Origin of the sequence: Streptomyces colwelliae, assembly GCF_048158785.1 — a bacterium.
In the GTDB taxonomy this organism is placed as follows: domain Bacteria; phylum Actinomycetota; class Actinomycetes; order Streptomycetales; family Streptomycetaceae; genus Streptomyces.
The window spans coordinates 1-13809 of sequence record NZ_JBLTJC010000279.1 but is presented as its reverse complement, the minus strand read 5'-3'; the positions used below and the strand labels follow the sequence as shown (position 1 = coordinate 13809).

Here is a 13809-nt window from a genome sequence, read left to right as displayed (position 1 = left end):
CCTCGGCGCCCTCGCCGTGCAGATGCTGCTGATGCTCGTGGACCATCTCGCCCCCGATGCGGACCGCCCCGAGCACGACGACGTCCTCGCCGAACTGGGCGGGGGTGGAACGTACCCCTAGTACGACAGTCCGTGCCCGACGGGATACAGCACCTGCGTCGGATCGTCCGCGCGCCGCACCGCCACCGGGAGCTTGCCGCGCGGCCGGACCCGGCCCGCGATCACCCGTGCCGCCGCCCGGAGTTCGACGTCGGTCCAGGAGTAGGACGCCAAGTAGGCGGACACCGAGGGCAGTTGGGCAACATCGTAGGGGTTGCGGACGGCGACGGCCACGACCGGCTTCCCGGTGGCGACCAGTTGCTGGACGAGCGTCTTCTGCGAACCGCTCGCCGTGACGTTGTACGTCGCCACGACCACCGCGTCCGCCTCACGCGCGGCGGCCACGGCCGCGGAGACGACGGAGGCGGAGGGCTCGGTACCGGTGGACCGGGCGGTCGCCGTGAACCCCAACTCCCCGAGGGCCGCCGCGAGCACACCGGTGGGTGGCCCCGTAGTACCGGAGGGGGAGGCCGGATCGGCGCCGACCACCAGAACCTTCCCGTGCGTACGCCGGGACAGCGGAAGCAGCCCCGCCGAGTTGACCAGCAGGGTGGTGGTCCGCTCGGCGATCCGGGCGGCGGCGGCGAGATGAGCGCCGGTCCCGACCGTACGGTCGACACCCGCCCGGTCGGCGTACGCGTCCTCGAACAGCCCCAGCCGCGCCTTCAGCCGCAGCACCCGCAGGATCGACTCGTCGAGCCGCGCCTCGGTCAACTCCCCGCCCTGCACGGCCTTGAGGACGGCGTTCCAGGCGACGTCCAGGGAGGGCGGGTTGAGCAGTTGGTCCACCCCGGCCTTGAGCGCGAGCACGGGCACGCGGTCGTCGCCGTACTTCTGGCGTACGCCCTCCATCTGGAGCGAGTCGGTGATCACGACGCCGTCGTAGCCGAGTTCGCCGCGCAGGATGCCGGTGAGGATCGGGTGGGAGAGGGTGGCCGGGTCGCCGGAGTCGTCGAGGGCCGGGACCATGATGTGGGCGGTCATGATTGAGTCGATGCCCGCCTTGACGGCCGCCCGGAAGGGAACGGCGTCGAGCGCCTCCCACACCTCGCGGCTGTGCATGATGACGGGGAACCCGAAGTGGCTGTCCACGGCGGTGTCGCCGTGCCCCGGGAAGTGCTTGGCGGTAGCGGCCACATGGCTGCTCTGATACCCCTTCACCTCGGCGGCGACGAGGCCGGCCACGGCGTCCGGGTCGGCGCCGAAGGACCGTACGCCGATGACCGGGTTGGCCGGGTTGACGTTCACGTCGGCGTCGGGGGAGTAGTCCTGGTTGACGCCCATCGCCCGCAGCTCGGCGCCGGAGATACGGCCGAGGGTGCGGGCGTCGCCCAGGGAGCCGCCGGCGCCGATCGCCATCGCGCCGGGGAAGAGGGTCGCGGGGGCGCCGATACGGCAGACGATGCCGTGTTCCTGGTCGGTGGCGACCAGGACGGGCAGCCCGCGCGGCCGGCTGAGGGAGGCCTTCTGGATGCCGTTCGAGAGGTCGGCGATCTGGTGGGGGTCGCGGGTGTTGTGGGCCCAGGCGAAGTAGATGATGCCGCCGACGTGGTACTTGGCGATCATCTCGGCGGCCGTGCGGACGCCGATCTCGCTCAGGTTGGCATCGATGTCGGCCTGGTCGGGGGCGGTGGCGGAGTGGCCGTAGACCCGCATCACGAACAGCTGGCCGACCTTCTCCGGCAATGTCATGCGGGAGATCAGCGAGCGGAGTCTCTTGTCGTCGGCGTGGGCGGTGCCGCCGACCGCGAGGGACGCGGTGACGCCCATGGTCGCGGCGAGGACGGTACGTCTGGAGGGCACGTGCGCTCCTTCCGGAGGTGTTCCACTTCGGATCATCGGATCCGCTGAAGGAAACTTCCAAGACTTCACGAATATCCGGGAAGTTTCTGCCAGTCAAGGGAGCGCACAGTAAACCGGAGGAGGGGCCGCCATCGGCGCAGTTGGAGGGGGGCGCGCCGATGACGGCTTGCTGCCGGCCGCGGTACGGAGGAGAGGGTTTGTCAGCGTTCGCAGCCAGCAGCGAGGCCGACGCCGGACCACGGAGACTCATCCGGCAGCATGCCGGTTGGACGGAGGGGAGGGGGCGCGGGTTCCCTCCTCCCGGCGGATTCCGGGAAGTTGGTGAACCCGTGCACAACGGGACGGATGTGGTCATGCGCGGGGACGTACGGGCGAACGGTGGTCGTCCATCCCGTGGACGTCCCGGCGGGGCGGCCGACCGCCGCCCGATCATGAGGGCATGCCCGTAGTCGACATCCCCGGTTCCAAGTCCATCACCGCCCGCGCCCTCTTCCTGGCGGCCGCCGCCGACGGTGTCACCACCCTCCGGCGCCCCCTCCGCTCGGACGACACCGAGGGTTTCGCCGAGGGCCTGACCCGGCTCGGCTATCGCGTGGGCCGGACCCCGGACGCCTGGCAGATCGACGGCCGCCCGCAGGGCCCGGCGGTCGCGGAGGCCGACGTGTACTGCCGGGACGGCGCGACGACCGCCCGCTTCCTCCCCACCCTCGCGGCGGCGGGCCACGGCAGCTTCCGCTTCGACGCGTCCCCGCAGATGCGCCGCCGCCCCCTCCTCCCGCTCACCCGGGCCCTGCGCGACCTGGGCGTCGACCTGCGCCACGAGGAGGCGGAGGGCCACCACCCCCTGCGCATCGAGGCGTCGGGTGTGGAGGGCGGCGAGGTGGTCCTGGACGCCGGTCAGTCCTCCCAGTACCTGACCGCGCTGCTCCTGCTGGGCCCCCTGACCAGGAAGGGCCTGCGCATCAGGGTCACGGACCTGGTCTCCGCGCCGTACGTCGAGATCACGATCGCGATGATGCGGGAGTTCGGGGTGGAGGTCCGCAAGGAGGGTGCGACTTACGTCGTCCCGCCAGGGGGCTACCGGGCCACCACCTACGGCATCGAACCGGACGCGTCGACCGCGAGCTACTTCTTCGCGGCGGCGGCCGTGACAGGCGGCGAGGTCACGGTCCCGGGTCTCGGCACGGGTGCGCTCCAGGGCGACCTGGGCTTCGTCGACGTACTGCGCCGGATGGGCGCGGAGGTGGAGACGAGCGCGCGGGGCACCCGGGTGCGGGGGACGGGCGAACTCCGCGGCCTCACGGTCACCATGCGCGACATCTCGGACACCATGCCGACCCTGGCCGCCATCGCCCCCTTCGCCTCGGGCCCGGTCCGCATCGAGGACGTCGGCAACACGCGGGTGAAGGAGTGCGACCGCCTGGAGGCCTGTGCGGAGGGCCTCCGGCGGTTGGGCGTGGACGTGGCGACGGGCCCGGACTGGATCGAGATCCGCCCGGGGACAACTCCCGTCACGGGCACGGAGATCAAGTCCTACGGCGACCACCGCATCGTCATGTCCTTCGCGGTGACCGGGCTGCGGGTACCGGGTATTTCGTTCGACGACCCGGGGTGCGTACGGAAGACTTTCCCGGGGTTCCACGAGGCGTTCGGGGTGCTGCGGGGGCAGTTGCCGGTATGAGGGGATGAGTGTGGGTTTCGGTGTGGGGTTGGGGCTGAAGGCTCCGGTGCTGGCAGGCGAGTTGGTGCGCCTGGAGCCGCTCGATCAGCGGCACGCGGCCGATCTGGCGGTGGCGGCGGAGGAGAACCGGGGTTCGTACGAGTTCACCTGGGTGCCGAGGGCGGACGAGGTCCGGGCCTACATCGACGCCCAGTCGGGCAGGGCGGCGACGGGGCAACTCGCGCCGTACGCCCAGGTGTCGACGGCCACGGGGAAGGCGGTCGGTGTCACGGCCTACTGGGAACCCCGCTCCTGGCTGACGGACGACCGACTGGACGCCGTGGAGGTCGGGTTCACCTGGCTGGCGGGTTCGGCGCAGGGCACGGGTGTGAACGCCGAGGCCAAACTCCTGCTGTTCCGGCACGCGTTCGAGGAGTGGCGCGTCTCCCGCGTCGACCTGAAGACGGACGCCCGCAACGACCGCTCCCGCGCCGCGATCCAGAGCGTGGGCGCCCGCTTCGAGGGCGTACTGCGCAACTGGTCCCGGTCCTGGGCGCCGGGCGAGGAGGGGCGGTTGCGGGACTCCGCGATCTACTCGATCACGGCGGCGGAGTGGGGGGAGTGCCGGGCGGGGTTGGAGGCGCGGGTGCGGACACGGCTGGCGCGGGGCAACACGCGGGCGGACAGCCTGAGTTGATCGCGGACCGACCGGACCGTTCGAAAGACCGACTGGACCGTTCGGCCGGTGATCGGAAACCATCGCCCTCATGACCGCGTACCTCATCCTCCACGGCTGGCAGAACCACCGCCCGAAGGACCACTGGCAGCACTGGCTCGCCGACCGGCTCCGCGCACTCGGGCACCACGTCACCTACCCTCAGCTGCCCGACCCCGACGAGCCCGACCTGGACGTATGGCTGGGTGAACTCGGCCGCCATCTCGGCGAGTTGCCGGGCGGTGCCGACTCCGAGCGGGTCGTTCTCGCGCACAGCGCCTCCGCCCTGCTCTGGCTGCACGCCGTCGCCCGCGGGCTGGTCAAGGGCGGTGCGGTCGACCGGGTGCTGCTGGTCGGACCGCCGTCCGCGTCCGTCGTCGCGGGGTATCCGGAGGTCGCCGGATTCGCCCTGCCCGCCGCGGACTTCGCCCTCCCCGGGAACGTCCGTCTCGTCGCCGGCGACGACGACCCGTACTGCCCGGAAGGCGCCCGCACCGCCTACGGCGACCCGTTCGGCATCCCCACCGAACTCGTCCCGGGCGGGGGCCACTTGGACCTGGGAGCCGGTTACGGCTCCTGGCCCGCGGTACTGGACTGGTGCCTGGACGGGACGGTGCGGCTCACGGCTCGACCGGTGGGGTGACGCCTGCTCCGGCCCGCAGTTCGGGCGTACCCGCCCCCACGCCCGCCACCGCCAGCACGCACAACAGCCCGCCGGTGAACAGCGCCGTCGCCCCCGAGGTCCAGCCGGCGACCAGGCCGCCGCGGAGGTTGCCGAGGTTGGGGCCCGCCTGGCCGACGATCTGTTCGGCGGCGGAGACACGGCCCAGGAGGGCGTCCGGGGTGTGGGTCTGGATGATCGTGCTGCGGGAGACCACCGAGCAGGCGTCGGCCGCGCCGGCCAGGGCGAGGCACCCGAGTCCCGCCCACGGGTTCGTCATCAGGCCGAAGGCCGCCAGCGCGACGCCCCATGTGCTCGCGCCGAGCAGCATCACCGGACCGGGGCGGCCCAGCCGGGTGACCGCGCCGGAGAAGACGGAGGCGGTGATGCCGCCGACCGAGATCGCCGACAGGAACAGGCCCAGCGTGCGCGGATCGCCCCCGAAACGCTCGGAGTTGATCAGCGGGAAGAGACTGACCGGCATCGCCAGCACCGTCGCGGCCAGGTCGGTGAGCAGCGCGCCGCGCACCACCCGGTGGCCGGTCAGGAAGCGCAGGCCGTCCAGGACACCGTGCAGGCCGCCCCGGGACGGCTCGCCCTCGGGCGGCAGCGCGGGCAGGCCGAAGGCGCCGTAGAAAGCGGCGAGGAAGGTGAGCGCGTCGACCAGGTAGCCGGCGCCGATGCCGGCCCAGCCGATCAGCAGGCCGCCGAGCGCGGGGCCGAGGAGCATCATGGTCGTGAAGGACATGGTGTTGAGCGCCAGGCCCGCCGCCACCTGGTCCTTCGGCAGCAGCCGGGGTATGAACACGCCCGACGCCGGGCCGCCCACCGCGCCGAAGCACGACTGCGCGGCGATCAGCGCGAGGACGCCGAGCACCGGGACGTGACCGGTGAAACCCTGCACGGCGAGGAGCAGCGAGCAGACGGCCTGCCCGACCGTGTTGAAGAGGAAGATCCGCCGCCGGTCCCCGCGGTCCACCCACGAACCGGCGAACAGCCCGACGACCACCATCGGCACCGCGCTCGCCAGCCCGACCGCGCCCGTCCAGACCGTGCTGTGGGTCATCTCCCAGACCTGGTACATGACGGTCACCGAGGTCATGAACGCGCCCAGCACGGACACCGTCCGCCCGATCAGCAGCCGCCGGAACACCGGGGACGTCCGCAAGGGCCGGACGTCGATCAACGTACGGGTGAGGCTCATGAGGGCAGGACGGGGCGCGGAGCGGGTCGAGGAGGCACCGGGGGACCCTAAGCCGGGGCCCGCCGTCGCCGCCAGCCGTTTACGCCGAGTCGTTGAGCAGCCGCGCCAGGTGATCGTGACCGGCGGCCAGCAGCTCGGGCAGCGGGGCGGCGGCCTCGTACCACCGCTTCTCGTACTCCCAGCACAGCCAGCCGTCCCACTCGTGCCGGCACAGGACCTCGACGCACTCGGCGAGCGGAAGGACACCCGCGCCGAGCGGCAGCGGGGTGGTGTCGTCGGCCGACGCGATGTCCTTGACCTGCACGTATCCGAGATACGGGCCGAGCGCGGCGAGCGTCTCCGACGGCTGCTCGCCGCCGAGCCAGGTGTGCATGACGTCCCACAGCGCGCCGACCTGCCGGTGCCCGACCGGCCCGAGCACGCGGAGCGCGTCCGCGCCGGTCCGGTGCGAGTCATGGGTCTCCAGCAGCACCCGTACGCCGAGATCGGCACCCCACTCCGCAGCGGTACCGAGCCGCCGGGCGGCCGTGGCATCGGCCTCCTCGACAGTCTGCTCGGTACCGCCGCCGGGAAAGACCCGTACGAACGGCGCGCCCAAGTCCCGTGCCAGTTCCAGCAGTTCACGGATCTCGGTGAGTACGGCGGCGTCGTCGCCCGGCGCGGCCACCCGCGCATACCCGGCGAGGCCCAGGACTTCGACCCCGGCCGCCTTGAACTCGGCGGCCACGTCGGCCCGTTGGGTGGCGTCGATACCGGGGTGCACGGGCTCCTCGGGATGCGCGCGCAACTCGACGCCGTGATAACCGTGCGTGACGGCGAGATGCAGCACGTCGGCCACGGGGAGCCCGGGGACACCGAGGGTGGAGAAGGCGAGCTTCATACTCAGGACCCTACTCGTCACTCACCGGTCCCGTGCAGGTCGAGACGCCAGTCCTGGCCGACGAGATCCTGGCCGAAGGAGCGGTGCGGCTTCTCGGCGGTGAGGACGAAACCGTGCCGCTGGTAGATACGGCGGGCGGCGCCGAGGATGTCGTTGGTCCACAGCACGAGGTCGCGATAACCGACCCCGCGCGCGAACTCGACGACCGCCGCGACGAGTTGATCCCCGATCCGCAACCCGCGCGCGTCGGGCTCGACGAGCAGCAGCCGCAGCCGGGCCGTCCCCGGGGCGTCGTCCCGCACGCACATCACACACCCCACCGCCCGCCCGTCGAGCTCGGCGATCCACACCCGCTCCAGATGCGGATCGTGGTCCTCGGCGAAATCGGCGACGATCCGCGCCACGAGCCCTTCGTAGTCGGCGTTGAAGCCGTACTCGGAGGCGTACAGCGCCGCGTTCCGCTGCACGATCCAGCCCAGGTCACCGGGCCCCGGCTCCCGCAGCACGACGTCCTCGGGCCGCGGCCGGTGCTTGTCCGACGCCGACAGGATGGTCCGTACGGTGTGCAGTGCCTCGGCGAGCCGCGGCCGGTCGGCGTCCGGCACGGTCGCGAGCAGCGCCCCCACGGATTCGTCCGCCCGCTCGGCCAGCAGCTCGGCGGTCTCCCGCCCCCGCGCGGTCAGCGTGACCTGCCGCCGCCGCGGATCCCGCTCCGAGGGCGCCCGCTCGACCAGCCCGTCCTGCTCGAACCGGTTCAGGATCCGGCTCAAGTACCCGGCGTCGAGGGAGAGTTCGGAACGGAGATCGGCGGCGTCCGTACGAGGGGAGTACGCGAGTTCGTACAGGACGCGGGACTCGGTGAGGGTGAAGGGGGCGTAGAGGTGGCGGCTGTAGTCGAGGGCGCCGATGACGTTCGTATAGAAGCGGTTGAAGGCGCGGATGTCCTGGACGGTCATGATCGATCCCCGGTGCTCGCTCAGGGTAGTTGACTCAGTCAGAGGTATTGCGGTTCTGACGGTAGTACCCGGGAGGGCCGCGCGTCCATGTTTCAGGGCCGCTCGTCCATGGCCGGCGAGGTCTCGATCTCGACGGCCAGCGCGGCCATGTCGCGCAGGTGCGTGTAGTAATCGGCCGTGCGCTCGTCGCCGATCGCCGGGAGAACCTCCGCGAGCGCCGCCGCGACCCTCACCAGGCCCGCACGGCGCCGCTCGTCGAGCGGGCCCTCGCGGACACCCGAGACGTATCCATAGGCATCAGCGTCGAGCAGCACCATGTCCTCGCCCGCGATCTCCAGACCACGGGCGTCGGGAGGGAAGGGCGTGGCCATGTGCTCGGCCATCATCCGCGACAGCGTGTCGAGTCTCTGTCCCGTCTCTTCGGGCTGTTCCGTCTCTTCGGGCATGCGGAAGATTTTGGCAGGAGGCAGGAGCACCCATGCGGTGACCTAGTCCCACCAGAACCGCCACTGATGCCGGCCCATCAGCCCGTCGGCGTACTCGGGGAACGGCGTCGGCGGATCGTCCACGATGTTGTCGGCGGTCGACAGCACATGTTCCAGGGCGAGTTGCTCAGCGTGCGGGACATCGAGGGGCGGCCGGGCGACCGACACGGTCAGCGCACCCCCGAACCCCGACACGACCCGCGCCCCGAACCGCTCCTCCCAACTCCGCAACAGCGCACACAACAAGGGAAGCGGAGCCTCGGCCGCCCACCCGACGACCGCCGGCACATCGGCACTACGACGCGCGGGCACAAGGGCCAACTGGCAGGTGTGTACGAAGGGTTCGTCCCCGAGCAGATCCTCTACGGCCCACTGGGCGGCCTGCGCCGCACTGACCCCGGCACCCGTGTCGGACCCGCCCGCCGCGAGACCGGGCCAGGTCTCGAAGGGCGGCCCCGGGTCGTGCGGCCAGGGCTCGAAGTCCTCGGGATCGTCGTCGTCCGGCACGCTGTCCGGCAACATGTCGGCCGCCGCCGGATTCGACCAGTACGGCAGCCGCCGGCGCCGGTACTCGGCGAAGTCCGCCGCGAGCACGGCGTCGAGCCGTATCGCGTCGACCTTGCTCAAGTCCTCGGGCCGGCAGGGATCATCCCGCCGGCAGATGAACGGATACAACCCCGTGACCTCGGCGGACTCCAGCAGCCGGGGCCACAACTCCACCAGATCCTCTGGCAGTTCGTCGGAGAACCACACCTCCACCTCCCCGCGCGGCTCGAAGCGGCCGGAGGACAGGGACAGTTCGCCGGGAAGAGGGAAGACCATGGCGGGACGATAAGGGGAGGCACTGACAACGGCGCCGGGGGAGTGGATCCCTGGTTCGTTGCACGCGCCCGCCGGCCGTGCTTGGCTCGCCCGATGAACCTTCTGCTGACGGCGAGCGGCCTGCGCAACGAGACACAACGGGACGCACTGCGGGACATGCTGGGAAAGCCGTTCGGGTCGGCGAACGTCGTGTTCGTTCCCACGGCATCGGTCGCCGAGCCCGGCGACCACGGGTGGTTCGTCGCGGACATGAACCGGCTGCACGGCCTCGGCTGGCGGGAGTTCGACGTCCTGGAGCTGAACGGCCTGCCCCGGCAGCTGGTGCTCGACCGGCTGCTCCACGCCGACGTCGTCTACGTCGAGGGCGGCAACCACTACCACCTCGCGCGCGCCATCACCGGCAACGGCCTGGCCGACGGCTTCCTGGAGGCGCTGGAGAACCGGGTCTACGTGGGGGTCAGCGCCGGATCGATGATCTTCAGCCGCCACCTCACCACCCACTCCGCCGACGTCATCGGGGACACCGCGGACCTCCACGTGCTCGGCGCGACGACCGTGGAGCCGCCGTTCGGCCTCTTCGACTGGTATCTCAAGCCCCACCTGTACTCGCCGAACTTCCCCGAGCGGGACGACGCCTGGGCCGACCGCATCACCGCGCGGGCGGACTTCCCGATCTACTTCATCGACGACGACACGGCCGTGCGCGTCAGGGACGGCAAGGTGGACGTCGTCTCTGAGGGCCGGTGGCGGTTCCATCCGTGACATCACGCGAGGTGCGGAACCCCGGACGACCACCCGGTTCTCATCCCGCGAGAAACGTGTCCTCGGCCGCATAGTCGAAGTACTCCGCGAAGTAACCGTCGTCGACAGGCAGTTGGCCGTTCCCGGCCGCTTCCACCAGCCAGTCGAGTGCGGGCGCGATCGTGGTCGCGTAGCTACCGGCCGGCCGGTGGCCGAGTGCCGTGGCGGCGGCGGTGTCGAGGACGATCGGGTGCGCGGAGTCCCACGGGGTGCGGCCCAGGCCGGCAGGTGCCGTGTCGTCCAGCAGGACCTCTTCCCACGCATGGCCCAGGTGCCCCGCGATCGTCCGGCAGATCTCCAGCACGCTGGGCGCGTCCGGATCCGCGCAGTTGAGAACGCGGGCGCCGGGCCGCCCGGCGACCGTCTCGACGAGCGCGGCGAGATTCGCGGCGGCGGTGCCGTGGACGACCCCGGCACCTCGCCGGGCCAGCAGCAAGGCCGTACGGCCGTCCAACACCCGCTTGACCACGGCCCATTCACGCGCCGGGGACGCCCCGACCCCGTGGATCTGCGACGGCCGCACCACGCTGATGGGCAGCCCGCTCTCCAACGCGACCTGCTCCGCGGCGACTTTGTTCGCGCCGTATCCCTCGCGTGAGCGGTAGTCGATGTCGGTCGTCGGCGCGAGTGTCGGCTGGGTCTCCGGGATCGGCGCCTCGAAACGCGGCGGAGTATCCGAGTTGACGTGATGGCCCGCCGCGTCGACGTAGACGGCCCGGCTGGAGATCAGCACGGTGGACGCGGAGTCCGCGGCGAGCGGCAGCAACGAACGGGCGTCGGCGGCGGTGTAACAGAGACAGTCGACGAGCAACTCGGCACCGGGCCCGAGAGCGGCCCTCACCTGCCCGCCGTCGGTCCGTTCCGCCGCGATGAACTTCCCACCGGCGGCGGACAGTTCGGCCGGCATCCGAGCCGGGTCCCGCCCGGTGACATCCACCTGCCAACCGGCCTCCAGCAACCGCAGCGCGGCCGCCCGTCCGACGAGACCGGTTCCACCGAGGATGAGGGCACGAGGCATTGGGGGATCGTAGGGCACCTTCGTGGCGGCGGGGCGGTGGGGTCTCAGCGGAGTCATACCGGGATGAAGCGCGGCCACCAAGGTGGAACGTTGGCCGGACACAACGGGTCGGGGTAGGAGTCCGGCATCCCGAGCCAGGTGACGAGGAACCAGGCGAACCACAGGGTGAAGACGAACCCCGCGATCAGGGCTATCCCGCGATGACGTTTCCCGAGGGTGTTGTGCAGGACCACCCACGGAACCGCGGCGGCGATCCATATGAGAAGCGCGAGAAACAGCAAAGTCATGCTGTTGGCCGCCGAGTTGACGCCGATGTCGCAAGCGGCCCATGCCCTGCCGATGGCAGCGGTGGTCACCATCGCGGTCAGCCCACCGGAGAGGACACCAAGGCCAGTTCCTCCGAACCGGCGGTTCTCAGGACTCGACAGCTCTACTCCCACGATCCCCCCGCCTCGCCGTAGACGCGGAGAGTACCAACGTTCCGAAAATGCCCGCCGTCATTCCTGCCGCGGTCCGTCCATGCCCGCGCGGTAGGCGCCCGGGGTGATGCCCACCGTCTGGGCGAAGGTCTGGACGAAGGCGCTGGTGGTCGCCCATCCGCAGGTGTGGGCGGTGTCGGTGACGGTGGCGCCCTCGGCGAGCATGACCATCGCGGTGAAGATCCGGACCCGGGTGCGCCACTGGGGGAAGGTCAGGCCGAACTCGTCGCGGTAGAGGCGGGAGAGGGTGCGCTCGCTGGTGTGCACGCGGTCGGCGAGCTGGGCGAGGGTGCAGGGCTGGTGCAGTTCCTCTTCGACGAGGCGGCAGGCGTCGGCCAGCCGTCGGTCGCGGGCCGCGGGCAGGGCCACGGGCTGCGCTGTCACGCGGCGCAGCCTGTCACGCAGCACTGCCTCGATGTGCCGGGTCTCGGCCTGCGTGAGGGTGGTGCCGGTGAGCGCGATGAGCAGTTCGCGCACCAACGCGTCGACGGCGATGACCGTAGGGCTTTCGGCGTCGAGCAGGGGCGCCCTGCCGTGGGCGGGGAAGCCGATGGTGTGGAAGCGACTCCGGCCGTAGAAGCGGTGTTCGTGCCAGGTGTTCGCCGGAATCCACACGGCGCGGTCGTTCGAGGCGATCCAGGAGCCGTGTTCCGTGGTGATCGCGAGCACGCCCGAGCTGACGTAGATCAGCTGGTGGTCGTCGTGGCGGTGCCGTTCGATGGTCTCGCCGCCGCCGAGGAACCGTGTGACGGTCGGCGCGACGGGCTCGTGGCGGATCTGCGACATAGGTAGGCAGAATACGGGAAGCGCGCCCAGGGTGTTCCCGCCCATCGTGGGTGGGTGACAACGATCCAGGAGACAAGTACTCCCCGTGAGGCGGGCGGTCCGCCCGGACACTGGCGCCGGATGCGGATCTGGGCCGCCGCCCATGCCGTCGACGACTTCTACCAGGGCCTCGTACCCGCCGCGGTCCCCTACTTCGTGCTGCAACGCGACTTCAGTTACGTGCAGGCTTCCGGGCTGGCCCTTGCCGCGACGCTCGGCAGCGCGTTGCCGCAGGTGCCGATCGGACTGCTCGCCGACCGGTTCCGGCTGCGCTGGATGTCGCCGCTGGGGGTCGGCCTGGCCGGTGTCGGGGCGGGCCTGTCCGGACTGACGCCCTCCTACCCGCTGGTCTTCGCCCTCCTGCTGATGGCGGGTGTCGGTGTCGCGATGTTCCATCCGCCCGCGGGGCGCGACGCACGCCGTGCGGCCGGGGGCAGCGCCACCGCGATGAGCTACTTCGCCGCGGGCGGCAGCGTGGGGTTCTTCATCGCCCCGGCGCTGGTCACCCCGGCCCTGGACACCCTCGGGATGGGCGCGACCGCACTCTTCATCCCACCCGCCGTCCTCATGGCCTTCGTCCTCCTGCGCCACCACAACCGCATGTCCGGTACGGCGGTCAAGAAGGTGCGGCGCGAGGGCAGGGACCGGCCAGGGAGGTTCGCGGCCCTGACCGCCGTCGAGATCGTGCGGTCCACCATCTCGACCGGACTGAACACCTTCATCTCGCTGTACTGGATCCGTCACCTGGAAGCGAGCAGCGGCCTCGGCGGTCTCGCCCTGACCCTCGAACTCGGCGGCGGTGTGGCCGGCACGCTGCTCGGCGGGCGGCTGGCGGACCGCATCGGCATGGTGCGCACCGTACAGATCGGCAACGCGGCCATGCTGCCCGCCCTGTGGCTCATGCTGGTCTGCGACGACAAGTACGTCGCACTGCCCCTCGCGCTGCTGGTCGGCCTGATCTCGAACATCCCGTTCGCCGTCCTCATCAAGCTCGGCCAGGACTACCTGCCCAGCCGGCCCGGCACCGCCGCCGGCGTCACCCTCGGCCTCGCGATGAGCGCCGGCGGACTCTTCATGCCGCTGCTGGGCATCATCGCGACCCACTACGGTCCCCGAGGCGCCCTCGCGGTACTGGCCACCGTGCCGGTGCTCGCGATCCTGCTCTCCACCTTCTTGCGCGAACCGGCCGAGGACGAACCGCTGCCCGCCGAGGACACACCCCGCACCGCCCCCTGACGCACGCCGTCGCACCCGTCCCGGCGCGCGAGCAGCCGCGCGGCGACGTGTCGTCAGGCGGCGGCATCCACCAGCTCACCGAACTCGGCCTCGATGCCGGCCCGAAGCCGGTACGAGCCCGCTGGCTCCAGGCTCCGCCCTCCAACCCCCGTCAACCCCCCCCCC

General features: G+C 71.3%; 14 protein-coding genes. 5 read left to right on the top strand and 9 right to left on the bottom strand.

Annotation, left to right across the window (positions count from 1 at the left end; all coding sequences use genetic code 11):
- Positions 1 to 117 precede the first annotated feature (117 nt).
- Positions 118 to 1938, bottom strand: coding sequence for a glycoside hydrolase family 3 protein (locus ACNFOC_RS38880; protein WP_416963729.1), 1821 nt, complete (start codon positions 1936 to 1938; stop codon positions 118 to 120).
- Positions 1939 to 2341: 403 nt separating this feature from the next.
- Between ACNFOC_RS38880 and aroA the strand changes: the two genes are divergently transcribed.
- The 3 genes from aroA to ACNFOC_RS38865 all read left to right on the top strand — a co-directional run bounded on the left by aroA (position 2342) and on the right by ACNFOC_RS38865 (position 4920).
- Positions 2342 to 3583 (top strand): 3-phosphoshikimate 1-carboxyvinyltransferase, encoded by a 1242-nt coding sequence (gene aroA / locus ACNFOC_RS38875; protein ID WP_416963728.1) that lies wholly within the window; start codon positions 2342 to 2344, stop codon positions 3581 to 3583.
- A 4-nt stretch (positions 3584 to 3587) separates the two neighbouring features.
- Positions 3588 to 4259, top strand: coding sequence for a GNAT family N-acetyltransferase (locus ACNFOC_RS38870; RefSeq protein WP_416963727.1), 672 nt, complete (start codon positions 3588 to 3590; stop codon positions 4257 to 4259).
- 70 nt (positions 4260 to 4329) lie between these two features.
- A complete protein-coding gene (locus ACNFOC_RS38865) occupies positions 4330 to 4920 on the top strand; it encodes an RBBP9/YdeN family alpha/beta hydrolase (RefSeq protein WP_416963726.1) in 591 nt (196 codons plus the stop codon).
- Here the strand turns inward: ACNFOC_RS38865 and ACNFOC_RS38860 are convergent.
- The 5 genes from ACNFOC_RS38860 to ACNFOC_RS38840 form a co-directional block, all read right to left on the bottom strand.
- A complete protein-coding gene (locus ACNFOC_RS38860) occupies positions 4898 to 6142 on the bottom strand; it encodes an MFS transporter (RefSeq protein WP_416963725.1) in 1245 nt (414 codons plus the stop codon). The two genes, ACNFOC_RS38865 and ACNFOC_RS38860, sit on opposite strands and share 23 nt — an antisense overlap.
- Positions 6143 to 6221: 79 nt before the next feature.
- Positions 6222 to 7022 carry a sugar phosphate isomerase/epimerase family protein gene (locus ACNFOC_RS38855; RefSeq protein WP_416963724.1) on the bottom strand — a complete coding sequence of 267 codons (801 nt, stop codon included), beginning with the start codon at positions 7020 to 7022 and terminating at the stop codon, positions 6222 to 6224.
- Between the two features lie 17 nt (positions 7023 to 7039).
- The gene (locus tag ACNFOC_RS38850; protein ID WP_416963723.1) at positions 7040 to 7978 is read right to left on the bottom strand and encodes a bifunctional helix-turn-helix transcriptional regulator/GNAT family N-acetyltransferase; all 939 of its coding nucleotides are present in this window, start codon (positions 7976 to 7978) and stop codon (positions 7040 to 7042) included.
- Between the two features lie 92 nt (positions 7979 to 8070).
- A complete protein-coding gene (locus ACNFOC_RS38845; protein WP_416963722.1) occupies positions 8071 to 8424 on the bottom strand; it encodes a hypothetical protein in 354 nt (117 codons plus the stop codon).
- A gap of 42 nt (positions 8425 to 8466) precedes the next feature.
- Positions 8467 to 9285, bottom strand: a complete 819-nt coding sequence (locus ACNFOC_RS38840) for a DUF4253 domain-containing protein (protein ID WP_416963721.1) — start codon at positions 9283 to 9285, stop codon at positions 8467 to 8469.
- A gap of 93 nt (positions 9286 to 9378) precedes the next feature.
- Between ACNFOC_RS38840 and ACNFOC_RS38835 the strand changes: the two genes are divergently transcribed.
- Positions 9379 to 10047: a peptidase E gene (locus ACNFOC_RS38835; RefSeq protein WP_416963720.1), complete on the top strand. Its 669-nt coding sequence runs from the start codon at positions 9379 to 9381 to the stop codon at positions 10045 to 10047.
- A gap of 40 nt (positions 10048 to 10087) precedes the next feature.
- Here the strand turns inward: ACNFOC_RS38835 and ACNFOC_RS38830 are convergent, their stop codons facing one another.
- The 3 genes from ACNFOC_RS38830 to ACNFOC_RS38820 all read right to left on the bottom strand — a co-directional run bounded on the left by ACNFOC_RS38830 (position 10088) and on the right by ACNFOC_RS38820 (position 12369).
- A complete protein-coding gene (locus ACNFOC_RS38830) occupies positions 10088 to 11104 on the bottom strand; it encodes an NAD-dependent epimerase/dehydratase family protein (RefSeq protein WP_416963719.1) in 1017 nt (338 codons plus the stop codon).
- A gap of 53 nt (positions 11105 to 11157) precedes the next feature.
- Complete coding sequence (locus ACNFOC_RS38825; RefSeq protein WP_416963718.1) at positions 11158 to 11463, bottom strand: hypothetical protein; 306 nt, start codon at positions 11461 to 11463, stop codon at positions 11158 to 11160.
- Positions 11464 to 11601: 138 nt separating this feature from the next.
- On the bottom strand, positions 11602 to 12369 hold the full coding sequence (locus ACNFOC_RS38820) for a helix-turn-helix domain-containing protein (RefSeq protein ID WP_416963717.1): 768 nt from the start codon (positions 12367 to 12369) through the stop codon (positions 11602 to 11604).
- Positions 12370 to 12489: 120 nt separating this feature from the next.
- Here ACNFOC_RS38820 and ACNFOC_RS38815 point away from each other — a divergent pair, with 120 nt between their 5' ends.
- Positions 12490 to 13644: an MFS transporter gene (locus tag ACNFOC_RS38815; protein WP_416963730.1), complete on the top strand. Its 1155-nt coding sequence runs from the start codon at positions 12490 to 12492 to the stop codon at positions 13642 to 13644.
- Positions 13645 to 13809 lie beyond the last annotated feature (165 nt).